Source organism: Lactobacillus sp. W8093 (assembly GCF_016100925.1).
Classification (GTDB): Bacteria; Bacillota; Bacilli; order Lactobacillales; family Lactobacillaceae; genus Lactobacillus; species Lactobacillus helsingborgensis.
Map to the genome: position 1 here is coordinate 96,167 of NZ_JACFRL010000003.1, position 26,809 is coordinate 122,975.

26 protein-coding genes are annotated in these 26,809 nt (G+C 37.3%); 25 read left to right on the forward strand and 1 reads right to left on the reverse strand.

The genetic code is table 11. The features are described from left to right. Window position 1 precedes the first annotated feature (1 nt). The 8 genes from thiI (at window position 2) to mreD (ending at window position 9,261) form a co-directional block, all read left to right on the forward strand. On the forward strand, window positions 2–1,219 hold the full coding sequence (thiI, locus tag H3T47_RS02770) for a tRNA uracil 4-sulfurtransferase ThiI (protein WP_046327032.1): 1,218 nt from the start codon (window positions 2–4) through the stop codon (window positions 1,217–1,219). Between the two features lie 269 nt (window positions 1,220–1,488). Then, complete coding sequence (locus H3T47_RS02775) at window positions 1,489–4,128, forward strand: valine--tRNA ligase (RefSeq protein ID WP_199282471.1); 2,640 nt, start codon at window positions 1,489–1,491, stop codon at window positions 4,126–4,128. Between the two features lies 1 nt (window position 4,129). Further along, complete coding sequence (locus tag H3T47_RS02780; protein WP_199282472.1) at window positions 4,130–5,407, forward strand: folylpolyglutamate synthase/dihydrofolate synthase family protein; 1,278 nt, start codon at window positions 4,130–4,132, stop codon at window positions 5,405–5,407. Next, a complete protein-coding gene (locus tag H3T47_RS02785; protein WP_199282473.1) occupies window positions 5,388–6,068 on the forward strand; it encodes an HAD family phosphatase in 681 nt (226 codons plus the stop codon). Before H3T47_RS02780 ends, H3T47_RS02785 begins: the two co-directional genes overlap by 20 nt. Before the next feature lie 35 nt (window positions 6,069–6,103). Next, the gene (locus H3T47_RS02790) at window positions 6,104–6,727 is read left to right on the forward strand and encodes a RadC family protein (RefSeq protein ID WP_199282474.1); all 624 of its coding nucleotides are present in this window, start codon (window positions 6,104–6,106) and stop codon (window positions 6,725–6,727) included. A 97-nt stretch (window positions 6,728–6,824) separates the two neighbouring features. Continuing rightward, window positions 6,825–7,829 (forward strand): rod shape-determining protein, encoded by a 1,005-nt coding sequence (locus H3T47_RS02795; protein ID WP_038522305.1) that lies wholly within the window; start codon window positions 6,825–6,827, stop codon window positions 7,827–7,829. A gap of 50 nt (window positions 7,830–7,879) precedes the next feature. Further along, window positions 7,880–8,731 carry a rod shape-determining protein MreC gene (gene mreC, locus H3T47_RS02800; RefSeq protein WP_199282475.1) on the forward strand — a complete coding sequence of 284 codons (852 nt, stop codon included), beginning with the start codon at window positions 7,880–7,882 and terminating at the stop codon, window positions 8,729–8,731. Continuing rightward, on the forward strand, window positions 8,731–9,261 hold the full coding sequence (mreD, locus tag H3T47_RS02805; protein ID WP_199282476.1) for a rod shape-determining protein MreD: 531 nt from the start codon (window positions 8,731–8,733) through the stop codon (window positions 9,259–9,261). The genes mreC and mreD overlap by 1 nt, the downstream gene beginning before the upstream one ends. Window positions 9,262–9,293: 32 nt before the next feature. On the opposite strand, the gene H3T47_RS02810 is transcribed toward mreD, so the two are convergent. Beyond that, window positions 9,294–9,425 (reverse strand): DUF4044 domain-containing protein, encoded by a 132-nt coding sequence (locus H3T47_RS02810; protein WP_084608687.1) that lies wholly within the window; start codon window positions 9,423–9,425, stop codon window positions 9,294–9,296. Between the two features lie 102 nt (window positions 9,426–9,527). On the opposite strand from H3T47_RS02810, the gene H3T47_RS02815 reads away from it, so the two are divergent. From H3T47_RS02815 to H3T47_RS02895, 17 genes are all read left to right on the forward strand, one after another. Beyond that, window positions 9,528–9,854 (forward strand): DUF3397 domain-containing protein, encoded by a 327-nt coding sequence (locus H3T47_RS02815; RefSeq protein WP_199282477.1) that lies wholly within the window; start codon window positions 9,528–9,530, stop codon window positions 9,852–9,854. 167 nt (window positions 9,855–10,021) lie between these two features. Beyond that, complete coding sequence (mraZ, locus tag H3T47_RS02820; protein WP_038522316.1) at window positions 10,022–10,453, forward strand: division/cell wall cluster transcriptional repressor MraZ; 432 nt, start codon at window positions 10,022–10,024, stop codon at window positions 10,451–10,453. Between the two features lie 2 nt (window positions 10,454–10,455). Beyond that, window positions 10,456–11,403 carry a 16S rRNA (cytosine(1402)-N(4))-methyltransferase RsmH gene (rsmH, locus tag H3T47_RS02825; protein WP_199282478.1) on the forward strand — a complete coding sequence of 316 codons (948 nt, stop codon included), beginning with the start codon at window positions 10,456–10,458 and terminating at the stop codon, window positions 11,401–11,403. A gap of 13 nt (window positions 11,404–11,416) precedes the next feature. Beyond that, window positions 11,417–11,779: a cell division protein FtsL gene (ftsL, locus tag H3T47_RS02830; protein ID WP_038522321.1), complete on the forward strand. Its 363-nt coding sequence runs from the start codon at window positions 11,417–11,419 to the stop codon at window positions 11,777–11,779. Next, window positions 11,779–13,944, forward strand: a complete 2,166-nt coding sequence (locus H3T47_RS02835) for a penicillin-binding transpeptidase domain-containing protein (protein ID WP_038522323.1) — start codon at window positions 11,779–11,781, stop codon at window positions 13,942–13,944. Before ftsL ends, H3T47_RS02835 begins: the two co-directional genes overlap by 1 nt. Before the next feature lie 6 nt (window positions 13,945–13,950). Further along, window positions 13,951–14,913: a phospho-N-acetylmuramoyl-pentapeptide-transferase gene (mraY, locus tag H3T47_RS02840; RefSeq protein WP_038522326.1), complete on the forward strand. Its 963-nt coding sequence runs from the start codon at window positions 13,951–13,953 to the stop codon at window positions 14,911–14,913. A gap of 10 nt (window positions 14,914–14,923) precedes the next feature. Next, a complete protein-coding gene (gene murD, locus H3T47_RS02845) occupies window positions 14,924–16,303 on the forward strand; it encodes a UDP-N-acetylmuramoyl-L-alanine--D-glutamate ligase (protein WP_038522329.1) in 1,380 nt (459 codons plus the stop codon). Between the two features lies 1 nt (window position 16,304). Continuing rightward, complete coding sequence (gene murG, locus H3T47_RS02850; protein ID WP_038522332.1) at window positions 16,305–17,411, forward strand: undecaprenyldiphospho-muramoylpentapeptide beta-N-acetylglucosaminyltransferase; 1,107 nt, start codon at window positions 16,305–16,307, stop codon at window positions 17,409–17,411. Between the two features lie 16 nt (window positions 17,412–17,427). Further along, entirely contained in the window at window positions 17,428–18,285 is an 858-nt protein-coding gene (locus H3T47_RS02855; RefSeq protein ID WP_038522334.1) for a cell division protein FtsQ/DivIB, read from the forward strand. A gap of 60 nt (window positions 18,286–18,345) precedes the next feature. After that, window positions 18,346–19,704, forward strand: a complete 1,359-nt coding sequence (ftsA, locus tag H3T47_RS02860; protein WP_038522337.1) for a cell division protein FtsA — start codon at window positions 18,346–18,348, stop codon at window positions 19,702–19,704. A 14-nt stretch (window positions 19,705–19,718) separates the two neighbouring features. Then, window positions 19,719–21,056 (forward strand): cell division protein FtsZ, encoded by a 1,338-nt coding sequence (gene ftsZ / locus H3T47_RS02865; RefSeq protein WP_109918308.1) that lies wholly within the window; start codon window positions 19,719–19,721, stop codon window positions 21,054–21,056. 15 nt (window positions 21,057–21,071) lie between these two features. Beyond that, on the forward strand, window positions 21,072–21,512 hold the full coding sequence (locus tag H3T47_RS02870) for a cell division protein SepF (RefSeq protein WP_038522343.1): 441 nt from the start codon (window positions 21,072–21,074) through the stop codon (window positions 21,510–21,512). Next, window positions 21,512–21,817: a YggT family protein gene (locus tag H3T47_RS02875; protein WP_046327050.1), complete on the forward strand. Its 306-nt coding sequence runs from the start codon at window positions 21,512–21,514 to the stop codon at window positions 21,815–21,817. Before H3T47_RS02870 ends, H3T47_RS02875 begins: the two co-directional genes overlap by 1 nt. A gap of 171 nt (window positions 21,818–21,988) precedes the next feature. Then, window positions 21,989–22,819 carry an RNA-binding protein gene (locus H3T47_RS02880; RefSeq protein WP_370567562.1) on the forward strand — a complete coding sequence of 277 codons (831 nt, stop codon included), beginning with the start codon at window positions 21,989–21,991 and terminating at the stop codon, window positions 22,817–22,819. Between the two features lie 5 nt (window positions 22,820–22,824). Beyond that, window positions 22,825–23,580: a DivIVA domain-containing protein gene (locus H3T47_RS02885; RefSeq protein WP_199282556.1), complete on the forward strand. Its 756-nt coding sequence runs from the start codon at window positions 22,825–22,827 to the stop codon at window positions 23,578–23,580. Between the two features lie 220 nt (window positions 23,581–23,800). Beyond that, window positions 23,801–26,590 carry an isoleucine--tRNA ligase gene (ileS, locus tag H3T47_RS02890; protein WP_199282479.1) on the forward strand — a complete coding sequence of 930 codons (2,790 nt, stop codon included), beginning with the start codon at window positions 23,801–23,803 and terminating at the stop codon, window positions 26,588–26,590. Further along, window positions 26,590–26,796: a cold-shock protein gene (locus H3T47_RS02895; protein ID WP_038522352.1), complete on the forward strand. Its 207-nt coding sequence runs from the start codon at window positions 26,590–26,592 to the stop codon at window positions 26,794–26,796. The genes ileS and H3T47_RS02895 overlap by 1 nt, the downstream gene beginning before the upstream one ends. The last annotated feature ends 13 nt before the right edge of the window (window positions 26,797–26,809 follow it).

The following is a 26,809-nucleotide window of genomic DNA, read 5'->3' on the forward strand; positions in this document are numbered from 1 at the left end:
GATGAAATATACTGAGATAATGGTTCGTTACGGTGAACTTTCAACGAAAGGGAAAAACCGCAAAGATTTTATCGGTCGCTTAGCCGGTAATGTCACTAAAGTGCTGCGCGATTTTCCGCAAGTTGAAATTCATCCGCGTCATGATCGGATGCACATAGTTTTAAACGATGCTCCTTTTAAGGAAGTGGATCAACGGCTGAAAAAGGTTTTCGGCATTCAAACTTATTCACCTACCATTAAAGTTGAAAAGACATTAGAAGCAATTGAAAAGACCTCGCTTTCTTTAATGAACGAAACTTTCAAAAAGGGAATGACTTTTAAAGTTAATACCAGACGAAGCGACCACCAATTTTTATACGATACCAATGAATTAAATAAAATAGTGGGTGACTACCTTTTTGCCAACATGAGTGATTTGAAGGTAGAAATGAAACATCCTGATCTGGTCCTCAGAATTGAGGTGCGTAAGGATGCCGTTTATATTTCTAATCAATTACTACATGGGGCTGGCGGTATGCCTGTTGGTACAGGCGGGCGCGCTGTCATGATGCTCTCAGGTGGTATTGACTCACCGGTTGCTTCATACTTAGCTTTAAAACGTGGCGTTGATATTGATATGGTTCACTTTTATAGCCCACCGTATACTACAGAAAAAGCGCTAAATAAGGCTAAAGAATTAACCGGTATCTTGGCTAATTATGCAGGGAAAATCAATTTCATTGCAGTACCTTTTGCGGAAATTCAAGAAACTATTAAAGAAAAAATCCCTGAAGGCTACTTAATGACTGTTCAGCGGAGGTTTATGCTGCAATTAGCTGATAAAATCAGAGCCAAAAGAAAAGGACTGGCTATTTTTAACGGTGAGTCCGTCGGACAAGTAGCTTCACAAACTTTGGAATCAATGGCCGCAATTAATGATGTTACAACGACGCCTGTTGTTAGGCCGGTTGCTACAATGGACAAGACTGAGATTATCCGTTTAGCTGAAAAGATTGGTACTTTTGACCTGTCAATTCAGCCATTTGAAGATTGCTGCACTATCTTTGCGCCGCCGCGCCCAAAAACCAAACCTAGAATTGATAAGGCCCGTGAATTTGAAAACCGTTTGGATGTAGAAGGCTTAATAGAAAGAGCTTTAGCAGGTATTCAAGTTACAGCAATTTATCCTAATGACAAGTTTTTAGCAGATAAAGCGGCAGAAGATGCTGCACTGCTATAAAAAAAGTGTTATAATACCTGCAAAGCAATAATTGAGAGGTATTAACCTTATAGATAGAGAAAGGCTCATGGTTGGTGAAAAGCCGAATGAAGGTTAATTTGTAGCTTGATTTGACTGGTTGGCTGAACTTAAAGTAAGCTGGCCCGGTAAATATGCCGTTATCATTTTTAAGAGAAGCAGAAGTAGTTCTGCTTAATCTTAGGTGGTACCGCGGTTAATCATATCGTCCTAGACATTATGTCTAGGACTTTTTTATTGGGAGGAGAATTATGACAGATTTAGCGCCAAAATATGACCCACGTGAGGTCGAACAGGGTAGATATCAAAAATGGCTTGATCAAGATTTGTTTAAACCGTCTGGAGATAAAAAGGCACATCCATATTCAATTGTTATTCCACCACCAAACGTTACTGGTAAGCTTCATTTAGGACACGCTTGGGACACAGCAATTCAAGACACTTTAATCAGGTTTAAAAGAATGCAAGGCTATGACACTTTGTATTTACCAGGGATGGATCATGCCGGGATTGCAACTCAAGCTAAAGTTGAAGCAAAGTTGCGTAAACAAGGTAAAGATCGTCATGAAATGGGTCGCGAAGCCTTTGTTAAACAGGTTTGGGATTGGAAAGATGAATATGCCGCTATTATTAAAAGCCAGTGGGCTAAACTAGGGTTATCATTAGACTATTCACGTGAACGTTTTACTTTAGACAAAGGATTATCTAAAGCTGTTCGCCGCGTCTTTGTCCAATTATACAATGAAGGTTTAATTTATCGTGGTGAATACATTATTAATTGGGACCCCGAATTGCAGACTGCTTTAAGTGATATTGAAGTTATTCACCAAGACGATAAGGGTGCCTTTTACCACATTAAATATCCGTTTGCGGATGGTTCGGGATTTGTCGAAATCGCAACTACTCGTCCTGAAACTATGTTTGGTGATACCGCGGTTGCTGTGGCACCTGGTGATGAGCGCTATAAAGACCTTGTCGGTAAAGAATTAATTTTGCCAATAGTTGGTCGTCATATCCCAATTATTGAAGATCAACATGTTGATCCAGAATTTGGTACCGGATTAGTTAAAATCACTCCTGCTCATGATCCTAACGACTTTTTGGTTGGCAATCGTCATCACTTAAAACGAATTAACGTCATGAATGACGATGGCACAATGAACGAAAATGCCGGTAAGTATGAGGGCATGGATCGTTTTGCATGTCGTAAAGCATTAGTTAAAGACCTGAAAGAACAGGGTTATTTGCTCAAAGTTAAGCCGATTGTGCACTCGGTTGGACATTCAGAGCGTTCTGGTGTTCAAGTTGAGCCGCGTTTGTCAACACAATGGTTCGTTAAGATGAAACCACTTGCTGATAAAGTTTTAGCAAATCAGAAAACTGCTGGCAAGGTTAATTTTGTACCAAAAAGATTTGAACAAACCTTAGATCACTGGATGGAAGATGTCCATGACTGGGTAATTTCACGCCAGTTATGGTGGGGGCACCGGATTCCTGCTTGGTATAATAAAAAGACTGGTGAAATGTATGTTGGCGAAGATGCTCCCAAGGACATTGAAAACTGGAAACAAGATCCAGATGTTTTAGACACATGGTTCTCCAGTGCTTTATGGCCATTTTCAACTTTAGGCTGGCCTGATGAAAATTCTGCTGATTTTAAGCGCTACTTCCCAACTAATGCCTTGGTTACTGGTTATGATATTATCTTTTTCTGGGTTTCACGAATGATTTTCCAGAGCTTGCATTTTACACATGAAAAACCTTTTAATGATGTTGTTCTTCATGGTCTGATTCGTGATGAACAGGGACGTAAAATGAGTAAATCTCTGGGTAATGGGGTAGACCCAATGGATGTCATTGACCAGTACGGTGCTGATGCTTTACGCTGGTTCTTGCTCAATGGTACAGCTCCAGGACAAGATACTCGCTATAATCCTAAGCAACTAGCATCTGCTTGGAACTTCATCAACAAGATATGGAATGCTGCTAGATTTGTGATTATGAATTTACCAGAAGATGCGCAAGCTGCTCATATGCCTGATACTAGTGAGTTTGATTTGTCTGACAGCTGGATATTCGATCGTTTAAATCACACTGTTAGCGAAGTAACTCGTTTATTTGATGATTATCAATTTGGTGAAGCTGGTCGAGAATTATACAACTTTATTTGGAATGACTTCTGTGACTGGTACATTGAAATGGCTAAAGTTGCTTTAAATGGTGATAATCAAGAATTAAAAACCAGAAAACAAGATAATTTGATTTGGATTCTTGATCAGATCTTACGCTTGCTTCATCCGATTATGCCATTCGTGACAGAAAAATTATGGTTGTCCATGCCACACGATGGTGAATCAATTATGGTTGCCAAATATCCTGAACCACATGCTGAGTTTGAAAATGAACCAGCTCGTCGTGACATGGCTTTCTTAATCGAAATCATTAAGGCAGTACGTAATATTCGTATGGAAGTAAATGCTCCGTTGTCTTCTTCAATTGACATTATGATTCAATTAGAAGACGCAAAGAATGAAAGAATTTTAACTGACAATGAAGATTACGTTAAGAACTTTTTGCATCCAAAAGAATTAACCATTTCAACTCAAATTGCTGCACCAAAACTTGCTAAGACTGCCGTGATTTCAGGTGCACAGATCTTTGTTCCGTTAGCTGATTTAGTCAATATTGCAGACGAGATCAAGCGCATGACCAAAGAAGAAAAAGATCTGCAAGCTGAAGTTGAACGTTCAACTAAGAAACTAAGTAATCAAGGCTTTGTCGCACATGCTCCTGAAGCTGTGATAAATAAAGAAAAAGCGAAAAAAGCTGATTACGAAAATCAACTTCAAAGCGTTCAGGAAAGAATTCAAGAATTAAAGAAGAGTGAATAACGTGACTTTTACTAAAGCTCAAGATGTGATTAATTATTTATACTCACTTCCTAAACTGCACGATAAGGCAGATTTATCTTATATTAAAAGGGTTCTAGCCTTTTTGGGCAATCCGCAAGACCAAATAAAAACTATTCACGTTACGGGCACAAATGGTAAAGGCTCAACTTCTTATTATTTAAGTAGTCTACTGCAAAAGGCCGGTCAAAAGACTGGTCTTTTTGTTTCTCCGTACGTGTTTGAATTTAATGAACGTATTCAACTAAATGGTCAAAACATTAGTGATAACAAATTAGTGGAAGTCGCTAATACTGTAGAGGCAGCTTTAACTGCAATCCGCCAAATAGATAGTCAATTTTCTTTAGTTACTTTCGAATATGAAGTGGTAATGGCCTTTCTTTATTTTTCATTGGAAAAATGTGATTATGCGGTGATTGAAGTTGGAATTGGAGGAGAACATGATAAGACTAATGTAATTACACCTGAAATCAGTGTCATTACTACTGTCGGATTAGATCATGAAAAAATAATTGGTCCGACAATTGAAGATATTGCCCGTGAAAAGAGCGGGGTGATTAAGAAAAATCGTCCCGTTATTTTAGGTAATATTCCTCAAAAAGTGCTGCCTATCATAGAGCAGAAGGCTAAATCAGAACATGCAACTGTTAAATTGCTGGGACGGGATTTCACGGTTTCAGACGAAAAACAATTGCTTTATAAGGATCATTCTCAAAAAATATCATTTTTACCTAAACCGCTAGTTGAAGGTTATGATATCGGCGTTGCGGTTCAAGCATTTAGTTTGCTAGATCTAACTTTGTCTGCAAGTGACATTCAAGATGCTATTAATCACACTGTTGTTCCCGGGCGCTACCAAGTCCTGCAAAATAATCCGTTAATAATTTTAGATGGTGCTCATAATATTCAGGCTGTCCACAATTTGCTGGATTTTGCTCATCATAAACAAGAAAAAAGACACGGTCAAATTAGGATTTTGATCATGATGATGAAAGATAAAGATATTGCACAGGTTTTTGATTTATTTAAACCGACGGATCAGGTCTATTTGACTACTATCAACTATCCACGAGCAGCCAAGCAAGATGATTTTCCCGCCTGGGTTCAAGAAAGATACCCTTACTTTTCTGATTGGCAAACTTCCTATCTAAATCTAAAGCAAGCAAGTCAAACAAATGATATACTGCTAGTAACAGGTTCTTTTTATTTAGTGGGGGAAGTTTTGCAAAGGGAGAAACATAATGCGCGTTCACGGAATTAAAGAAGATATTAAAGGCATTCTTTTTGATATGGATGGCTTATTGGTAAACTCGGAAAATTTATATTGGCAGGCGAATATTCAGGCGGCAAAAGAGGCACATATAGGTACACCTGATGATATCTACCTTAAGCTTGTAGGTTCAACTAACACAGATATGAATGACTTTTACTTACAATATTTTGCGAATACCGAGCAGCGCGATCAATTCATTAAACGCACAGACGAACTGGTGTGGCAATGGACAGATGAGGGTAAGTTGAAATTAAGACCCGGTGTACAAAAAGCCCTTGATCTGTTTCAACAAGCTGGCTTACCAATGGCAGTTGTAACTAGTAACACTGAAGATGTGGTTGAACATAATTTGTGGGCAACTGGAGCACGCAATTATTTTCAATTTCACTTAAATTATGACGATGTGCAGAAAAACAAGGTCAAACCCAAACCAGCACCTGATATTTATCTTTTAGCTGCAGACAGACTCAATGTGGCAAAAGAAAACATTTTGGCTTTTGAAGATTCAGAGCCAGGCTTATTGGCTGCTGTTAATGCCGGTTTAAAGTGTGTGATGGTTCCCGACTTAATTCCTGCGTCTGCCAAAGATAAGCAAAAAGCGACCTTTGTCTGTCAGGATTTTTACGAGTTTTTGAAAAAAATTTACTAGATTTAAGCGTACTTAAATAGTGAAAGGATGGTTTTATGGAATTAATAAAATCTAAACACTATTTGGTAAAAACTGACTGGGAAATTTTAAATGATTTTGTCAATGAATTAAAAGAACTGGGAATAACAAAGTTTGATCAACTTGCTGTGAAGCTTAAAGAACTTAATATTAAAAACTTTGATGAATTGCTAAAATATATCTCTGGCAGCCAATGTAATGACGACTTGGCTATTTTAGCTGAAGGATTACTGGAAAGAATACGAGCAGCAGTTCCTGACCGTGATTTAATCATGACTTCAAGTAACGAAGTGGGAACATACCTGACTGATAAATTAGCTGGACACAAACAAGAAGAACTGTGGGCACTATATATAGATAATAGTAATCATATTATTGCTGAAAAAAGATTGTTTCAGGGAACTTTGGATAAGTCAATAGCTCATCCGCGGGATATATTCCGTTGGGCTGTGATATATGCATGTGCAGGGATATTTATTGTTCATAATCATCCTAGCGGTAACTTAATTCCATCTAGAAGTGATATTGAATTAACTAAAATGTTACAGGCAGCAGCAGACTTATTTCATATTGATTTTTTGGATCATTTCATTGTAGGTAAGGGACAGTATTTAAGTCTGCGTGAGCGACAATTATTTTAAATTCATCTTAAAGTTACATTCCATTTTCTTTTTTAAGTTGCACTTTATGCTATAATTATTCAAGATTTAGAGACTGCAATAATAAGGAGAGATTTTCGTGTTTGGATTAGGAGCAAAAAATATTGGCATTGATTTAGGAACTGCCAATACCCTTGTTTACATGGAAGGCAAAGGCATTGTCTTAAGAGAGCCTTCTGTGGTGGCAAAGAACACCCATACTGGGAAAGTAATCGCGGTTGGCTCAGAAGCAAGAGAAATGATTGGTAGAACGCCTGAAAGTATCGTAGCAATCAGACCAATGAAAGATGGTGTAATTGCTGATTATGATACAACAGCGTCAATGTTAAAATACTTTATCGAAAAGACAGTAGGTAATTCCAAACCATCAGCTATGATTTGTGTACCTTCAGGTGTCACAGAGGTTGAAAAAAGAGCAGTTATTGATGCTGCACGGGTTGCTGGCGCACGTGAAGCTTATGTGATTGAAGAACCATTTGCTGCAGCAATCGGTGCTGGTTTGCCAGTAATGGATCCCACCGGCTCAATGGTAGTTGATATTGGTGGCGGTACTACTGATGTTGCAACTATTTCACTAGGTGGTATTGTTTCCTCTACTTCAATTCGTCAAGCCGGCGACAAATTCAATAATGCTATTGTCAATTATGTTCATTCTAACTTTAACCTTCTAATCGGTGAAAGAACTGCTGAAGATATCAAGATTCAAATTGGTTCGGCTTCAGTTGAAAAAGCTGAGGGCATTGAATCAGTTAATATTCGTGGTCGTGATTTAGTCACGGGCTTGCCTAAATCAGTTGATGTTAAAGCTGTTGATGTTTCCAAAGCTATTCAAGATGTTGTACAAGATATTATTGTAGCAATCAGAGAAACTCTGGAGCAAACTTCTCCCGAAATTGCAGCTGATGTTATTGATCATGGTATTGTGCTAACTGGTGGTGGTGCTTTACTTAAGAATTTGCCTGATGTTATTTCAGAAGCTACTAAAGTTCCAGTTTTCATAGCACAAGATCCGTTAGATTGTGTCGCAGTTGGTACTGGTGAGTCTCTGAAAAATATCGAAGTAATGCGTAAAAGTCGCAGATAAATAAACTAGTCGGCTATTAGTGCCGACTTTTCTTTAGGGACTGTTTCCATATGAAGAAATTTTTACAAAATAAGAAATTATTATCAGCATGTATAATAGTGGTCTTGATTTTTGCTATTCTAGGTGGCAGTGTTTCTATGCGTAACAAGCGAAATACTCCCATGATTATTCAAAGTTTTGGTAACGATGTAGTTGCTGTTGGTGCAAGGATAATTGATTTTCCTCTTAGTTTTGTTTCTGGCAGTTTGAATAATGTTCACGATCTTATGAATACTCAGAATGAAAACAACTATTTAAAGAGTAAAGTTACTGATTTGGAACAAACAAAAACTCGGAATGCCACCCTTGAAGCTGAGAATAAGCAACTTAAATCAGCCCTTAAATTAAAAGAAAGTTTGACAGATTATGAGAAAATTCAGGCTTCAGTTATTTCTCGTTCGCCAGACAGTTGGTCAGATCTTTTAATCATTAATAAAGGGACAACAGCAGGATTACGTAAAAATATGGCAGTAATGTCTGGAGGAGGCGTTATTGGTCGTCTTGTAGAGGTGAATGCTGCTTCGGCTAAAGTTGAATTAATTACTACGAGTGATAAATCAGCTAACCGTTTTGCAGTTGAAGCTCAAGCTGTAAATGGTAAAAAAGTGCACGGCATCATCACTGTTATTGGTAATAATACTTTAGCTTTTACGCAAGCAGTTGACGGTAAAAAGTTAAAGCGTGGTACAAAGATATACACCAGCGGTATGGGAGGTAATTCTCCTAAAGGACTGCTTGTGGGTACAATTGCAACGACAACACATGATACATTTGGTCTATCTGACCTAGTTAAGATTACACCAGCTGGGGAATTAAATGACCCTTCTGTTGTTACAATTATCAAAAGAAAGGTGGATGACTAATGAGGTCTTTGCAAAAATTTAGTCTTGCTTTTGCCTTGTTTGTTGCTCTAGCAGTAAATGGCAGTCTGTCATTTTATCTCCACCAATTCTTTTCATTTGGTAATGCGTCAAATTTGTTGTTACCTGTAAGTATGATGCTAATTGCACTTTTTGATGATACGAATGCAAAAGAAATTTGGCTCGCTTTGGGTGCTGGCGTTGTTAGTGACATATATTCCTTTGGCATCATTGGTATTTATGCAGTTTGTTTGCCACTACTTTGCTGGCTTTTACAAAAGATCGCACGTTTTTTACCCGAAGTTTTTTGGGCTCGGATTTTAGCAGTTTTAGTTGCAGCAATTTTAGTTGACTCTTTTACTTGGCTTGTTCTCAATGTAACCGGTCTGTCTAATATTGCTTTTACAAGCCTTTTGCAAAGTATTTTTCCTACTTTAATTTGGTCTTTTATTTTTGCAGCAGCTACATATAGATTATGGTGGAATTTAGCACGAGACCATCCATTTATGATTAATTTAGAAAATTATCGCTAATAAAAAACGTGAGAAATTATTCTCACGTTTTTTTATTGGATAAAGCCAAGGGCGCCTACAGCTTGCATTACAACTGCTGCTAAAGTAATAATCGCCATTAACCAAGCCATTGCGATCGTCAGTTTTTCAAATTTAGATCTTTTTTTCTTATGTCTTCGCGTCATTGATAGACCTCCCTATTTGAACAATATTTTATGCTACTTAATTGTTTTTTTCAAACGACTAGTAGGATAAAATAGAAATTAATAAACGAGGTTATAATAAAAATGTTTTCAATTTTGATAATTCCATTAATAGGACTTGCATTGGCTTTTATTGTAAATAAAATTTTTCCCCGAGCAAAGTTTAGGGGCTATGACTTATTGCCCATATTTTTTATATATGGTTGTCATTTGATAACTAAACAGCAGCAAAAACCCGAATTTTTACCCTATGGCTTTTTTGTTTTTTTCTTTTTGGTAATCTTGCTTGCCATTTCCGATGCTGTCAAAAACAAAAACCTTTCCTTAGGCAAAACAATGCGTAAAATCTGGAACTATTTAACAGTGAATACAATTTTTTGGTATTTAGGCCTGTTATTTATGATGATATAGTCAAACTTAAAATAAAAAAATTAGCAAAAATACTAGTCGCAAACCCGAACAGGTTTGCGACTTTTGCTTTTTGTGTCATTAAAAAATAAATATTTAGCTTTTTTTGACTAAAAAGTGGTAGGAAGTGGTGAATTGTGGTAAATTATTCAGTGGAAGGGGGCTAAGCCATGTTCATGGGTGAATTTCATCACAATCTCGACAGCAAAGGACGTTTAATTATACCTGCCCGTTTGCGTAGTCAAATTGGTGACAAGATGATCTTTACCCGCGGAATGGAAGGCTGTATTTTTGGCTATACTACTGAAGCATGGCAAAAAATTGAAGCTAAATTAGCGCAACTTCCATTAACTAAGAGAAACGCTCGTAGTTTTACGCGTTTGTTTTACTCTGGTGCGATGGAATGTGAATTTGATAAACAAGGTCGTGTAAATCTGACCACAACGTTGAAGAAACACGCAGCCTTGGTTAAAGAATGTGTCATTGTAGGAGTTTCTGACCGAATAGAGATTTGGTCGAAAGAACGTTGGGAAAACTTCAGTGATGAAGCAAACGAAAACTATGATGATATCGCAGAAAATTTGGATGATATTGAACTATAACTATGGAATTCAAACACACCAGTGTACTCTTACACCAAACAATAGAAAATTTAAAACCAAAAAATGGTGGTCTTTATGTAGACGCGACATTTGGTGGTGGCGGACATGCAAAATATTTACTAGATCAACTTGCAAATGGCACTTTAATCGGCTTTGATCAAGATGAATATGCAATAAATTCGGCCAAGTTAAACTTTGCTGATTTACTCAAATCTGAGGCAAAACCTAAATTACAACTAGTACACGACAATTTTAGTCATTTAAAAATTAACTTGGTTAAGCTGGGTTACCAGAATGGCATTGACGGTATTTATTATGATTTAGGCGTATCTTCACCTCAATTCGACCAAGCACAAAGAGGCTTTTCTTACCGCTTTGATGCTAGGCTGGACATGAGGATGGATCAAACTCAAAGTCTTGATGCATATCAACTTGTCAATAATGCAAGCCAAAAAGAGTTAGCTGATATTTTGTATCAATTTGGCGGTGAAAAATTTTCTCGTCAAATCGCCCATAAAATTGTTCTTAAAAGACAAAAACAGCCAATTGAAACAACCTTTGAACTAGTTGAGGTTATTAAGGAAGCAATTCCAGCGTATGCACGTCGAACTGGTGGACATCCCGCAAAGAAGACTTTTCAAGCTTTACGTGTCGCTGTAAATCACGAGCTTGAAGTTTTAAATAAATCGCTTGAGGAGGCTATTGCGCTCCTTAGGCCCGGTGGTCGGATTTGCGTGATTACATTTCAGTCTGATGAAGACAAGATCGTGAAAAATATTTTTAAGAAATATTCTGAGGTTGAAGTTCCAAGAGGGATGCCTGTGATACCAGATGATATGAAACCAACACTTCGTTTGGTTAACCGCAAACCAATTGTAGCTTCTGCTGCAGAGCTTAAAAATAATAACCGCTCACACAGTGCAAAGTTGCGGGTTGCAGAAAAATTATAAAGAGGAAAAGGCAATGGCTGATAATTTAGCAAGAAAAGTAGAGTTTAATCCTAGTGAACAAAAAGTTCTACAACAAAGACAACGTCAGGTTCTTAATCATCACAATGTGGCCTGGACTGGCTTTGAGAAGTTCTTGCTTGCAGTAGGAATGATGATTACAATTGGCTTAATGACAATGCTTGTTTCTTCCAGTATTTCTGCTACTTCAGCTCAACATGAACTTACAAATGTGCAACGTTCTGTTGCTAAGAGTCAGAGTCAAGTTGGAGATTTGCATCAAGAACTAGGAGAACTAACTTCGAGCTCGCGCATGAATAAGATTGCTCGCAGCAAGGGGTTGGCTTTGAATGAAAAAAATATTAGGACTTTACGCTAATGAAAAAACGCGTTAGTAATTCGAATACTGAACAATCCAAAGCTCACGGATACCGTTTTACAGTCGGGAGATTTCTCGAGGTAGCTGTTGCTTTGGTTTTTCTTGTATTTATAGGTAGATTTTTATATATTGGTATTTCAAATAAAGTTAATGGGCAGAATTTAACAGCCAAGACTGAGCAGTTATATATGCGTAACCAAGTGCTAAAGGCTAATCGCGGCACTATTTATGATCGTAATGGTTTGGCAGTGGCTCAAGATTCTCACTTGTACACTATTTATGCAATTCTTGACAAGTCTTCTATCAATTATAAAAATAAGCCGGAGTATGTAGTAGATAAAAATAAAACTGCCCAAAAATTGTCTCAGGTCTTACCCCTTAAAGCAGACAAAATTTTAAATTATCTTAACCCATCACATTCTGTTTTTCAGGTACAATTTGGTACTGCAGGTTCTAATTTGACCAAAAAGCAAAAGGTTCAAATTGAAAAAATGAAACTGCCTGGAATTAAATTTTTTGAAACCCAGTCGCGTTTATACCCCAATGGTAACTTTGCCTCTCATATAATTGGCATGGCTACACCCAAGTTTGATGAAAAGACCAGACAACAAAATTTAGAGGGGACAATGGGGCTGGAGGCATGGTATGATGATGTGCTTACTGGCAAAAACGGTTACCAGCTATCAGCTGTCGATGCTTCGAACTTTCAAACACCTAACAGTGCCCATACTTATAAGGCACCTGTAAATGGTAACAATATTTATTTGACTATTGACTCACAGCTGCAAGCATATCTTGAAAGTAGATTGTCGTATGTGCAAAATACTTTTAACCCTGTTTCTATGACTGCTGTTGTAGAAGATATTAAAACAGGTAAAATTTTAGCTGCTTCTCAAAGGCCAACTTTTAACCCGCAAACAAAAAAGGGCTTGAAAAAGTCCTACCGTAATATTTTGGTACAAGATACGTATGAACCAGGCTCTGTTTTTAAAGTATTAACACTTTCATCATCTGTTAATAGCGGAAATTACCATCCTAACCAATATTATAATTCTGGTTCTGTTACAGTTAATGGTTCCGTAATTCATGATTGGCAACCACGTGGGTGGGGCAGCATACCTTTTTCACAAGCTTTCCCCCGCTCAAGTAATACTGGTTTTGTTCATATTGAGCAGCAGATGGGAGCGAAAACGTGGAAGAAATACCTCAAAAGATTTCATATTGGTCAAAAAACGGGAGTTACACTACCTGGCGAACAGGCGGGAACCATCGCCTTTAATTCTCCAATTGATCAAGCTGTTACCAGTTTTGGTCAGGGCGTTGACGTAAATGTCATGCAAATGATGCAAGCTTTTAGCAGTTTAGCAAATAATGGTCAAATGGTGAAGCCGCAATTTGTTGAAAAGATTACTGATGCCAATAATCATACTATTACCGGCTATCAAATTAAAAATGTGGGTCAGCCAGTTTATACTAAGGAAACAGCGGAAGTTGTGCTTAAAAACATGCGCCGGGTTTTAAATAAACGAATTGGTACCGGTGCAGCTTATCAAATGAAAAATCAAAGTATTGCTGTTAAAACAGGTACTGCGCAAATAGCTAACCTTAAAGGTGGGGGCTATTTGAAAGGTAATAATAATTATATCTTTTCTGTTGTTGGGGTGACACCGGCGAAACACCCGCGCTATTGCATTTACATTACTGTTAAACAACCTCGCAGGATGAGTAAACCTGCAGAAGTCATTCTCTCATCAATTTTTAAACCAATGATGAACAGAGTGATCATGATGTCAAAAAATGACCTGAATAGCTCAACGGTAGTTAAAGTGCCGGATATGAAGGGTCTAAGCTATGAAGAAGCTGAAAAGGTCACACAGCGTGTCGGTTTGAAACTGTTAAAAATTGGGACAGGCACGAAAATAACAGAGCAGTCTTATCCTAAGGGACAAAAGCAGCAAGCTGGAAAAACTATTTTGGTGCGGACGAATGGCAAACTTATTTGTCCGAACATGAAGGGCTGGAATCTTGATGAATTACATCAATTTGCTGACTTAACAGGTGTCAAATTAAGCATCAAAGGCTCAGGCGTGGTTCATAAGCAGAGTATTTCTGCTCAAAAGCCTCTAAAAACAGGAACCAAAATCAAAATACAATTAAAGGAGTAGCATTTTATGCTGATTATTAGCATTATTGCATTAGTAAGTTCGTTGGCATTCACAGGAATTGTTTTACCTTGGATGATTATTTTTATGAGGTCACATCATGAAGGACAGGAAATTCGTGATGAAGGACCAAAATGGCATGAAAAAAAATCCGGTACACCAACTATGGGCGGAGTGGTTTTTGTTTTAGCAGCAACCATTTCTACTATTTGGGTTTCTGCATGGCAACATGAAGTATCTAAGATGATGTGGATATTGCTAATAAGCATGCTGGGTTACGGTATTATTGGCTTTTTAGATGATGGCATCAAGCTCTTTTACAAACGTAATTTAGGTTTACGTGCGTGGCAGAAATTTTCCTTGCAAATTTTAGTTGCTCTTATCATCGTGATGATAGCAACAACTGATCATTTTAAATTTAATCTTTATCTGCCGTTTTTAGGTATGGTCAGCAGTGTTGTCATTTTTACCTTATTCGTCGTTTTCTGGTTGGTAGGTTTTTCTAATGCTGTTAACTTGTCAGACGGTTTAGATGGCTTGGCTACCGGTCTATCACTTATTGCTTATGCTACTTATGCCTATATTGCATTCAAGCAAAAAAACTTTGCGGTATTAATTTTCTGCATGAGTATTATTGGCGGCTTAATATCATTTTTTATTTTTAATCATAAACCTGCTAAAATTTTCATGGGTGATGCCGGATCATTAGCCTTAGGAGGCGGACTGGCAGCTGTCAGTATCTTTTTGCATAGACCGTGGTCGCTCTTATTAATCGGGATTGTTTTCGTTTGTGAAACTGCGAGCGTGATTTTACAAGTAATTTCATTTCAAACAACGGGTAAACGTATTTTTAAGATGACACCGATCCATCATCATTTTGAAATGCTGGGTTACTCCGAGTGGAAAGTTGATATTATTTTTTGGTTAGTTGGCTTAATAGGTAGTATTTTATATTTAGTAATATGGGGTTAAAAAATAATCAATGAGGCAAGTTAAAACATATCAGGATAAAAAAATTTTAGTTTTAGGCCTCGGTAAAAGCGGTTTTGCAGTAAGTAAATTACTGCTTAAACTTGGTGCAAAGCTGACTTTGAACGATAAGGCTGATTTAAGTAAAAATCAAAATGCGCAAATACTTGAGAAAATGGGTGTGCGCGTTATTGGCGGTAAGCATCCAGTTGAATTATTGAGTCAGGAACATTTTGACTATCTTGTTAAAAATCCTGGAATACCGTATGAAAATCCAATGGTGCAAGAGGCACAAAAATTAAATCTGCCACTAATTACTGAACCAGAAATAGCTCTGAGTGTCAGTGAAGCACCATATATTTGTGTCACTGGTTCTAACGGTAAAACTACCACTGTTATGTTGACACAGCAGATACTCGACCGCTATTTAAGCCGAAAAGGTCACCATGCTTATGCTGTAGGCAATATTGGCGTTCCTATTTCTTCTGTCGTAGAAAAAGCTACCAAAGATGATATTTTAGTTTGTGAAACCTCAAGCTTTCAGCTTCTTGGTGTAACCGATATTGATCCTGTTATTGCAGTAATTATTGATATTTATAATAACGTGCATTTAGATTATCATAAAACGTTCACCAATTACGTTAATGCCAAACTAAATGTTACTAGAACGCAATCAAGTGGACATTATTTCTTAGCCAACTTTGATCAAAAGGATATTTTACAAAAGGAAAAGCAAGCGACGAATGCTCAGGTTTTAACTTTTTCTGAAAATGATCGCACGGCAGATTATTTTATTGCCGATGGTTATTTACAAAATCAGCACGGAAAAATCATGAAAACTGCGGCTATGAAGCTGCCTGGTATACATAATCAGCAGAATGCTCTGGTTGCAAGTGCAATTGCACAATTAATGGGTGCTGCTGATGAAGACATTAGGGCAGTTTTAGCTAGTTTTACTGGTGCGAAGCACCGTTTACAGTATGTCATGACCCTTAACGGTCGGAAAATTTATAACGACTCAAAGTCTACCAATATTGAAGCGGCCTCAGTAGCGATTCCCGCCTTTTCTGAACCTGAGGTTTGGATTGCAGGAGGACTAGATCGCGGCTTTACCTTTGATTCATTAGTGCCCCTTTTAAAAAAACACGTGAAGGCTGTAGTTTTATATGGCGAAACCCGTTATTTGCTTGCAGATGCAGCACGTAAAGCAGGTATTACTAAAATTGTAATTGAAAATACTTTGCAGGAAGCAGTGCCTAAGGCGTATGATTTAACAACTGCGGGTGATGTTTTACTGTTCTCACCGGCATGTGCGTCATGGGATCAATTTAGGACATTTGAAGAACGCGGCGATTATTTTGTTAACTTTGTGAAGGAATTAAAGACGAAATAAAATGAGAATAATATTTACTGGTGGGGGAACTGGTGGACATATATACCCCATTATGGCACTGATTGAACGATTAAAAGAACGTAATTTAGCAACTAATGATGAAATTTTATTTGTTGGAACTAAAACCGGTCTAGAAGCAAAAATTGTTCCGGCAGCAGGGGTCAATTTTAAAACTATTGAAATGCGTGGTTTTTCTCGTAAACATATATTGAGTAATTTTGCTACAATTAACCTATTCTTAAAAGCTACAAAAAAAGCAGAGAAAATCATTACTGATTTTAAGCCTGATCTGGTTATGGGAACCGGTGGCTATGTTAGCGGGGCAATGGTCTATCAAGCAGCAAAAATGAAAATTCCTACGATGATCCACGAATCAAATTCCGTTGTCGGAGTTGCTAATAAGTTTTTAGGTCATTATGTAGATAAAATTTGCTACACATTTGATGATGCGGCTAAGCAGTTTAGAGAAAAAAAGAAACTGGTCAAAACAGGCAACCCGCGTTCACAGCAGGTGCTCAATTTATCTGCAACCAAGGTTGATATGCAAGAAGAATGGGGTCTAAATCCGCAAATACCGACTGTTCTGGTATTTGGTGGTTCTCGGGGTGCTTTAGCTATCAATAGGATAATGCTGAAATCATTGACTCGACTTGAAAAGAAACCTTATCAAGTTATCTGGGTAACAGGAACATATTATTATAAGGAAATTGAGCAAAAATTGGCTGGTGTCGATTATGGCAACAGTATAAAGGTTTTGCAATACGTAAAAGATATGCCGGCTCTATTACCAAAAATGATTTGTGTAGTTTCTCGGTCGGGAGCTACCAGTATTGCTGAGTTTACTGCCTTGGGTGTTCCCGCAATTCTAATACCTAGTCCCAATGTAACTCATAATCATCAAATGAAAAATGCACTTGATCTTGAAAAAGCAGGAGCTGCAACGGTGATTGCGGAAGATGATCTTAATATTAATAACTTCATTTCTTCAATAGATCATATTGTGCTTGATCGCAAATACTATAATGAGATGAGTCAGGCATCCAAAAAACTGGGTGTTCCAGATGCTTCAGATCAAGTAATTAAAGTAATGCAAGAAATTTCCCAATAAAAAGGAGGTGGGGCAGTTGACTAAAAAGCGCGTAACCAAGATAGATCCAAAGGAAAAGTTGTCACCTTATTTGGACCATCAATCTAATCGACAAAAGAAAAAGACCAAAGCTAAAACAAAGATCTCTGCCTCGCTTTCCCAACTACGTAATGAAAGAAAGTCAGCGTTATTAAAGCGTTTAGGTCTCCTTGTTGGTATATCACTTTTTGCGATTTTAGTTTTAGGTTATTATATTTCTCCTCTTGCCAATGTTAAAAGTGTTCAAATAGAAGGAGAAACCGACCTGCCAGTAAAAGATGTAGTTACTGCTACCGGAATAAAAGCCAGTGATAAGGTCGTTGACTATCTTTTTAATAAGCAAGTTGTAAATAACAAATTATCCCAGAAATACTCTGAAATTAAAAATGTCAATTTTCGGGTGAAACATTTTAATAATTTAGTAATTAAAATTGATGAATATCACACTAAAGGATATATCAAAACAAATAAGGGTTATCGCAAGATACTTTCGCATGGCAAATTAGGTAGCCAATATATTCCTTGGTCAAAAGTTAGCTCAGATAAACCGGTTTTTGTCGGATACAATCACGAAATTTCCTTAAAGGAAACTTTAAATTTGTTCAACAGCTTACCGAGTGATTTTCAAGATCAAATCAAATTATTAAGTGGCAATACTCGCAGAAAATCCCAAGTAATATTTTTAATGAAAGATGGAAATGTAGTTATTGGCAACGTTTCTACCCTCAAAAGCAAATTAAAGTATTATAATAAAATAAAAACTAAAGTGGGAAAAAATACTTTGATTGATTTGGAAGTAGGTGCGTTTAGCAGGCCACTTACACCAAACGAAAAGCGAGCTTATGGTTTAACTTAGGCTGATTTTGAGCTCCTTTTATGGTAAAATTTTTTTAAAAGCAGCAACAGGGGGTAAATTTTGGACAATTCAAATTTATTAGTGGGCTTAGACATTGGTACCACAAGTGTGAAAGCGGTTGTAGCCGATTCAGGCAAGGTAATTGGAGCAGTTGCGGTTCCTAATCAAGGGATGCGGCATGGTAATATAGTTGATATTGATGAAACAGCATCTGCTATTAGTAAAGCATTAAAAGAAATAGCTAAAAAAACAAATGCTAATATTTATCGAGTTGTAACTGGTATACCTGTAGGAATGTTGCAGCTTGAAACTGCAAGCGATTTGGTTAATGTAGGCGATAATGGTCAAGAGGTTGGCAATCAGGATGTAATGCGTGTTGTACGTGCTGCAGTCAGATCTGCCGTTAAAAATGAACGAGAACCTATTGCCTTTTTGCCAAGCCGTTTTTTAATTGATGGCAGAACTGAAGTTGATGATCCCCGCAAAATGATTGCTCATTCGCTTTCCGTACAGGGTATCATGCTGACTGCCCCGGCTAGTCCTTTGCATAATATTAAAAAAGCTATTGAACGTGCTGGCTATCGTAACAACTTTTTTATTCCCACCCCACTTGCAATTGCCAGCGTAGCCTTAACTGAAAGTGAACGTCATTTTGGCTCAATTATCCTTGATTTAGGCGGGGGTGTTACTACTGCTACTGTAATTCACAATAATCAGATTAAATATGCCAATATCGATTTTGAAGGTGGCAGCGATATTAGTAGTGACATCTCAGTTGTTCTCAGCACCTCAAAAAGAGACGCTGAACAAATTAAATTAGATTATGGTTATGCCGATCCTAATTTAGCCTCAAGTAAAAATAAATTTGCAGTAAATAGCGTCGGTTCCAACGGCCAACAAATGATTGATGAGGAATATTTAAGTGAAATAATCAACGCTCGGGTTATGCAAACCATTGATAGAATTGAAAAAGGTTTAATTAAGCATGATGCCTTGAAATTACCGGGCGGCATTGTGATTACAGGTGGAAGCAGCCTTCTACAAGGTTTTGATAGCATAATTGCCAACACTTTAAACGTCAAAGCCAGAATTTATCAACCAGATCAGATTGGAATGCGCAACCCAATTTACTCAGCTGCTTTCGGTGTTGTGAACTATGCATATAAAATGTCGGATATTGATTTTTTAGTAATTAATGCTATATACGGTAGTAACTCGTTAGGACAAGAAGAAAATTCAGCTCCAAAAAGTACAAAAACTTCTAAAAGAGCGGCTGCTGTTAATGAAACAAAAAGAAAAGAAGAATATAATAGACATGAGTTACTAAAGCGAGAAAAAAGTTCGCAAAGTAAACCGAAAAATAATACGCAAAATAAAGATAAAAGCTTTAAGAGCTTTTTTAAAAAGTTCTTTGATTAAAGGTGGTTAATTAGATGGATTTCACGTTCGATTCAGACGACAATAAAAATGCTGTCATCAAAGTTATTGGTGTCGGTGGTGCTGGTGGTAATGCTGTTAATCGGATGATCGATGATGGTGTGCAAGGAGTATCTTTCGTTGCTGCTAACACTGATGTGCAAGCATTAAATAGTAATAAGGCTGAAAATAAAATTCAACTTGGGCCTAAATTGACAAGAGGATTAGGTGCGGGTTCTCACCCAGAAGTTGGTCAAAAAGCTGCAGAAGAAAGTGAGCAGACTATTGAGGATGCATTAAAGGGTGCGGACATGATCTTCATTACTGCCGGTATGGGTGGCGGCACTGGTACTGGTGCTGCACCTATTGTAGCTAAAATTGCGCGGGAGACAGGCGCCTTGACTGTCGGTGTTGTCACTCGTCCTTTTACTTTTGAGGGTCCTAAGCGTTCAAAAAATGCTGCTGAGGGAATTGCGCAACTGAAACAATATGTTGATACACTAGTTATTATTGCCAATAACCGTTTGCTGGAAATGGTTGATAAGAAAACTCCAATGATGGATGCCTTTAAAGAAGCCGATAATGTTTTAAAGCAAGGTGTACAAGGTATTTCTGATTTGATTACTTCCACTGATTACGTAAACCTTGATTTTGCGGATGTTAAAACAGTGATGGCTAACCAAGGAGCGGCTTTAATGGGAATTGGTCGTGCAAGTGGTGAAAACAGAACGGTAGAAGCTACTAAGTTGGCTATTTCGTCTCCTTTACTTGAAGTATCAATTGATGGTGCTAAACAAGTTTTGCTTAACATAACGGGTGGTCCTGATTTAACTTTATTTGAAGCACAAGATGCGTCTGAGATAGTTTCTAAGGCTGCTGGAGATGATGTCAATATTATTTTTGGTACTTCCATTAATCCTAATTTAGGAGATGAAGTTGTGGTAACTGTAATTGCGACTGGGATAAATTCACAAGCAGAAGAAGAAGCTTCTAAGCAGTTACCAGGTCACAGCCACCAGATTAAATCTCATCCTGAAAGTGTTAGTTCAAATAGTACTGCTGAAACAGCTAACAGAACAGTTTCTGAACCAAAATCAGGCTTAAGTAGCGCTTCCGGTTCAGTACAGCAAGCTCCTAAGCATAAACCTATGGTCGATCCGACAAGTGTCTGGGGCTTAGACAATGATAATGAAGGGAATCGTCGTACAAATCCAAGTGAGATAAGTTCACAAGAAGAAACTTCAAGTTCATTTGATGACGATGATCAGAGCCGAATTTCACAAATCGAAACTAACGCTTTTGATGACGATGATACTGATGACATTCCATTTTTCAGGCATCGTGGTGAAAACTAATAGGAGGCAAAAGTAATGGCTTTTAGTAAGATAGGCAAGTTCTTCGGTGTTGCCAGCGATGATGACGAAATGCTGGAAGATGAATACGGTGAAGAACAGCAGATAGCTGATGAGGACAATCTTAATAACGGTGCAATTGATCGTGACAAGGTAGTTTCTATCAAGTCGGGTATCAGCGCGAATAAGAGTAAAATAGTTCTTTATGAGCCACGTGTATATTCAGATGCAAAAGATGTTGCCCAAAATTTGCTTAGTAATAAAGCGGTAATCATTAATTTTAGCCGAATGGAAGATGCTTCTGCTAGGAGAATTGTCGATTTTATCACGGGTACTGTTTACGCTTTAAATGGCGAAATTCAACGTATTGGGGATAAAATATTTTTGGCTACACCACCAAAGTTTGTTACTAATGGTAAAATTAGTGATTTAGTTGATAAGAAAGATACTTTGAGTTAATGGCAATCAGAATAATATACTACGGAATTTACATACTAAACTATGCCATTTGGATATATAGTATTGTTATGGTGATTGATGCGATTTTAAGTTGGGTTCCTTCAATGCGTGATTCAGCTGTTGGCAGAATAATTAATCGCATTATTGATCCCTACTTAAATCTCTTTCGTAAAGGTCCAATTGAACGGTTATCACAAACTATCGGAATTGATATTTCTTTTTTAATCGGTTTATTATTGCTTTACTTTGTGCAGGATTATGCTATTAAATGGCTTGCGAATATTCTTTTCCGGATATTTGCTTAATTTCAATTTAAAAATGAATAAAATAGCTGATAAAACTCGTTAAACAAAACTTAGCTTTATCAGCTATTTATTTACAATTTACTTACCTGCCTTTACAAGTTTGTTCATGCTATAATTAATCAAAAAAGAAGTTTCATTCTCAAGTGGTTGAGTGTTTTTAGGAGGAATTTTGTGAAAATAGAAAACGTTTATAAGCGTAGCCATTATGCTAAAAACGTTTTATTTAAGAATGATGTTGCTGCAGAAAAAACAGTAGATAAAATGGCTGGTTTTATCAACGACGTTCTTTATAAGCACAACATGGTATTGACAGATTTTTTAAATCCTGGAGAAAGGGATATTCTCAAAAGTGTAGCTGGTGACGATGTTAGCTTGCTCGAATTTGGCGGCTATAATTCTGCCGAAAAAAAGCGGGTATTGTTAGATAATAGTAATTTAGAGTTCTCACCAGCAGCATTTCAAATCACTGTTTTTGCCATTGAATATTCCCAGAAATTTGCCACCTTGACTCATAGTGCAATCTTGGGTTCTTTAGCTAATTCTGGTGTTGAAACATCAACTTTTGGCGATATTATTACCGATGGTGCTGGTCACTGGCAATTTTTTGCTAAAAGTGAATTGAGCGATTTTTTTACCAGTGAAATAAATTATATTGGTCACACGAAGGTGAGATTAAGACCTACCACTAAGCAAAAAGTTCTTACTGTAGAAGATGATAGCGCACAAGCGTCTGCCATTGCTTCTTCTTTAAGACTAGATGCGTTAGTAGCTGCTATAACGAAAAAAAGCAGACAACAAAGCAAAAATGATATAGCAAATAATTTGGTTAAATTGAATTGGCATAGTGCAACCAATTTTAATATAATGATTAAAGAAGATGATGTCCTAAGCATAAGACACTTTGGCAGAATAAAGATTTTAGACATTAAAACAACTAGGAAAGGTAAATTTAAGGTGGTGTATAAACTGTGGCAGACGAAAAGGAAAAAGAGCAAAGACTAACTCCGATGGAAATTCACAATAAAGAATTTAAAAAGCGGGGCTTCAGTGGATACGATAGACGTGAAGTAGATAGTTTTTTAGATCAAATTATTAACGATTATGGCGATGCTCTTGATCAAACTGTTGATTTAAAAAATAAGGTTGTCAATTTACAAAATCAAGTTTCTGAATTACAGAAACAAGTTGACCAGTATCAACAAAATGAAAATGCAACTAAAGAAGCAGTAGGTAACGCTAAAATTAAAGCGGAAAGAATCATCAACGATGCAACTGTTCAGGCAAATAATGAGGCTGAACAGGCCAAGATTGATACTGATTATCAGCGTCAGCAGCTTGAATCAGTTAAATCCGATTATGATCGTGTTAAAAAAGAGGTTGCTGGTTACCGTAGTTATATTCAAGAGCTTTTACAAAAAGCTATTGGAAATCTTAATGATGAAAAATGGCAAAAAGCTCTTGATAAATACTTTGGTACAGAGCGTTTTTATCCTCCAGATGGTGCAGAACCAATCATGTTAACTGATGAAGAAGAAGAAGTTGACGTTGACGACGATGATGACGATGATGGCATCGAGGTTGACAACGATAGTGTCGATGAAGTAAACTTTGAACAAGACATTGACGAAGATAATGATAGTCCTCAGCCAATGACGGGTGATAGTCCCAGCATTGAAACTGTCAATAATCAAAGCAGTTCTTCCAATACCAATAGTTCAGGTCCTACTGTTATCTTTCCGAATGACTATAAAAATCATAAATAACAAACTGGCAGTAAAACCTAAGAGCAATTCAGCGAATTAGCGCCGGTGTGAGGCTAGTATCAGAGCTCAAAGGTTGATCAGCTGTTAATAATGGTTTGTTACGTAAGTTGTACGATACACAATCAATAAGTGGAGCTTAAAAGCTCAATTTAGGTGGTACCACGATAATTAACCTCGCCCTAATTTTAGGACGAGGCTTTTTTTACAGAAAGGAATAAAAATGCGAGTGAAAGATACTCTTAATTTGGGTAAGACCAAATTCAAAATGAGAGGAAATTTGCCTGTAAGAGAAGCGCAATGGCAAAAAGAATGGGAAGAAAACAAATTATATGAACAGAGATTAAAGTTAAACAAGGGTAAGCCTCGTTTTGATTTGCATGATGGTCCGCCATTTGCTAATGGCAATATCCATATCGGTCATGCTATGAACAAGATCTCTAAGGATATTATTGTTCGTTTTAAAAATATGAACGGCTACTATGCTCCTTACGTTCCTGGCTGGGATACTCACGGCTTACCAATTGAACAGCAACTGACTAAGCAGGGTGTTGACCGCAAGAAGATGAATCTGGCAGATTATCGTCAACTTTGTCAAGATTTTGCTCAAGAAGAAGTCAAAAAGCAAATGGCTGACTTCAAGCGCTTAGGTGTTATGGGTGATTGGGATCATCCATACATTACTTTTCAGCCTGAATACGAAGCAGAGGAAATTCGCGTTTTCGGTAAAATGTTCGAAAAGGGCTATATCTATAAAGGTAAAAAACCTGTATATTGGTCACCTTCAAGTGAGTCAACTCTAGCTGAAGCCGAAGTTGAATACCATGATATCAAGTCACCATCAATTTATGTTTCTTTCCCGGTTAAAGATGGCAAAGGTCTTTTAGACACCCAAAACACTTATTTCTTGATTTGGACAACTACACCCTGGACTATTCCTACTAACCAAGGAATTACTGTAAATCCGGGCTTTGATTATTCAGTAGTTCAAGTTGACGATAAGCGGTACGTTGTTGGTACTGAGCGATTAGAAGCAGTTGCTGCAGAATTGGGCTGGAATGACTATAAAGTTACCCAACACCTAAAGGGTAAAGATATGGATCGTATGGTAGCTAAACACCCACTATATGATCGTGATTCTTTAGTAATGATTGCTTTGCATGTCACTGCCAGTGATGGTACTGGTCTAGTTCATACAGCTTCCGGCTTTGGTGAAGATGACTATAATGTAGCGCAAAAATATGGCATTCCCGTTTATAGTCCAATGGACAATAAGGGTTGCTTTACAGCAGAAATTGAAGATCCTGATTTAGTAGGATTATTTTATAATGATGCAAATAAAGTTGTCAGCGAAAAATTAAAGAAGTCAGGCAATTTACTGAAACTAAGTTTCTTTACCCACTCATATCCACATGATTGGCGCACAAAAAAGCCTGTGATTTATCGTGCTACTACCCAATGGTTTGCATCAATTGATAAGTGTCGCCAGCAAATTCTTGACCAAATTGATCAAGTTAATTTCACTCCTTCTTGGGGCAAATTACGTTTGCATAACATGATTAAGGACCGTGGCGATTGGGTAATTTCAAGACAGCGGGCATGGGGTGTTCCTTTGCCAATCTTTTACGCAGAAGATGGTACTCCAATTGTTACGCCAGAAACTATTGAGCATATTGCCCAGATTTTTGATAAAGAGGGCTCTAATGCCTGGTATAAGAAGACTGCTAAGGAATTATTGCCTGAAGGCTTCACTTCTGAGCATTCTCCAAATGGTAAATTTACCAAAGAAACAGATATTTTAGACGTATGGTTTGATTCAGGGTCTTCTCATCAAGCCGTATTAGCTAAAAGACCTGATTTGCGCTTCCCATGTGATCTTTACCTTGAAGGCAGTGACCAATATCGGGGTTGGTTTAACTCCAGTTTGATTACTTCTGTAGCAGCAAAAGGAATTGCTCCATATCGCGGGATTTTATCTCAAGGATTTGTTCTGGATGAAAAAGGACATAAAATGTCCAAATCTTTAGGTAATGTAATTTCACCAAATGATGTCATCAAGCAAATGGGTGCAGAAATTATTCGTTTGTGGGTCGCATCTGTTGATACTACTTCTGATGTTGCAGTTTCACAAGATATATTGCGTCAGACTTCAGAGAGTTACCGTAAGATTAGAAATACATTCCGCTATATGTTGGCCAATACTTCAGATTTTGACCCACAAGTCAATCGTGTAGAATACCAAGATCTCAACTCAATTGACCAATACATGGAGGTACGTCTTAATGATTTGGTTAAAACTTGTCTTGACAGTTATGAACGTTATGACTTTAATAATGTTTATAAAAAGGTATTCGCATTTATTTCAAATGAACTGTCTGCCTTTTACTTAGACTTTGCTAAAGACGTGCTTTACATTGAAAACCAGGATAGTCATGCAAGAAGATCAATGCAAACCGTTATCTATGATGCTGCCGTTAAATTGGCCAAAATTTTGACACCAATTTTGCCACACACAATGGAAGAAGTTTGGTCTTTCCTTAAAGAAAAAGAAGATTACGTTCAACTTGCAGAAATGCCTCAGGTTGAGACATATTCAAACCATGATGAATTGACTGAAAATTGGCATAAATTCATGAACTTACGTGATGATGTCTTAAAAGTTCTTGAAGAAGCTCGTGATCAAAAATTAATTGGTAAATCATTTGAAGCTGCGGTTACAATTTATCCAACTGCTGAAATGCAAACAGTTTTAACTAAACTGAACGCAAACTTTAGACAAATTTTAATTGTTTCTAAATTAACTATTGCCTCAGGTGCAGCACCTGAAAATGCGCAAAAATTGCCAAATGGTGCTTTTATAGTTGAACATGCTGAAGGTGAAGTTTGTCCACGTTGCCGCATGATCAGAACAGACATTGGTACAGATAATAAAATACCTATGTTATGCGGAAGATGTGCTAAGATAGTTGAAAAAGATTATCCCGAAGCAGTTCAAGAAGGCTTGGAAGAATAATGCGTTACGGTAAAGTAAAACAGTTTGACCGAAACAGCAGTTTTGGTTTTATCACTGATGATGAAAATCAGAAATCATATTTTGTTTTTTATACAGCTATTAAAGAAGAAGGTTATCGCCGCTTGCAAGTTGGTCAAAAAGTTAAATACCAACTCGCTCAAGGTAAAAATGGCTTACAATGTGTCAACGTATATTTAGCTGATTAACAGGAAAGTGAAT

Coding starts and splice junctions, on each gene's coding strand:
- mraY (WP_038522326.1), top strand. CDS start 13,951: ATGCTGATTATTAGCATTATTGCATTAGTAAGTTCGTTGGCATTCACA.
- ftsZ (WP_109918308.1), top strand. CDS start 19,719: ATGGATTTCACGTTCGATTCAGACGACAATAAAAATGCTGTCATCAAA.
- thiI (WP_046327032.1), top strand. CDS start 2: ATGAAATATACTGAGATAATGGTTCGTTACGGTGAACTTTCAACGAAA.
- H3T47_RS02785 (WP_199282473.1), top strand. CDS start 5,388: ATGCGCGTTCACGGAATTAAAGAAGATATTAAAGGCATTCTTTTTGAT.
- mreC (WP_199282475.1), top strand. CDS start 7,880: ATGAAGAAATTTTTACAAAATAAGAAATTATTATCAGCATGTATAATA.
- murD (WP_038522329.1), top strand. CDS start 14,924: ATGAGGCAAGTTAAAACATATCAGGATAAAAAAATTTTAGTTTTAGGC.
- H3T47_RS02815 (WP_199282477.1), top strand. CDS start 9,528: ATGTTTTCAATTTTGATAATTCCATTAATAGGACTTGCATTGGCTTTT.
- H3T47_RS02835 (WP_038522323.1), top strand. CDS start 11,779: ATGAAAAAACGCGTTAGTAATTCGAATACTGAACAATCCAAAGCTCAC.
- rsmH (WP_199282478.1), top strand. CDS start 10,456: ATGGAATTCAAACACACCAGTGTACTCTTACACCAAACAATAGAAAAT.
- H3T47_RS02775 (WP_199282471.1), top strand. CDS start 1,489: ATGACAGATTTAGCGCCAAAATATGACCCACGTGAGGTCGAACAGGGT.
- H3T47_RS02895 (WP_038522352.1), top strand. CDS start 26,590: ATGCGTTACGGTAAAGTAAAACAGTTTGACCGAAACAGCAGTTTTGGT.
- murG (WP_038522332.1), top strand. CDS start 16,305: ATGAGAATAATATTTACTGGTGGGGGAACTGGTGGACATATATACCCC.
- H3T47_RS02870 (WP_038522343.1), top strand. CDS start 21,072: ATGGCTTTTAGTAAGATAGGCAAGTTCTTCGGTGTTGCCAGCGATGAT.
- H3T47_RS02810 (WP_084608687.1), bottom strand. CDS start 9,425: ATGACGCGAAGACATAAGAAAAAAAGATCTAAATTTGAAAAACTGACG.
- H3T47_RS02790 (WP_199282474.1), top strand. CDS start 6,104: ATGGAATTAATAAAATCTAAACACTATTTGGTAAAAACTGACTGGGAA.
- H3T47_RS02875 (WP_046327050.1), top strand. CDS start 21,512: ATGGCAATCAGAATAATATACTACGGAATTTACATACTAAACTATGCC.
- ftsL (WP_038522321.1), top strand. CDS start 11,417: ATGGCTGATAATTTAGCAAGAAAAGTAGAGTTTAATCCTAGTGAACAA.
- ileS (WP_199282479.1), top strand. CDS start 23,801: ATGCGAGTGAAAGATACTCTTAATTTGGGTAAGACCAAATTCAAAATG.
- mraZ (WP_038522316.1), top strand. CDS start 10,022: ATGTTCATGGGTGAATTTCATCACAATCTCGACAGCAAAGGACGTTTA.
- H3T47_RS02885 (WP_199282556.1), top strand. CDS start 22,825: ATGGAAATTCACAATAAAGAATTTAAAAAGCGGGGCTTCAGTGGATAC.
- mreD (WP_199282476.1), top strand. CDS start 8,731: ATGAGGTCTTTGCAAAAATTTAGTCTTGCTTTTGCCTTGTTTGTTGCT.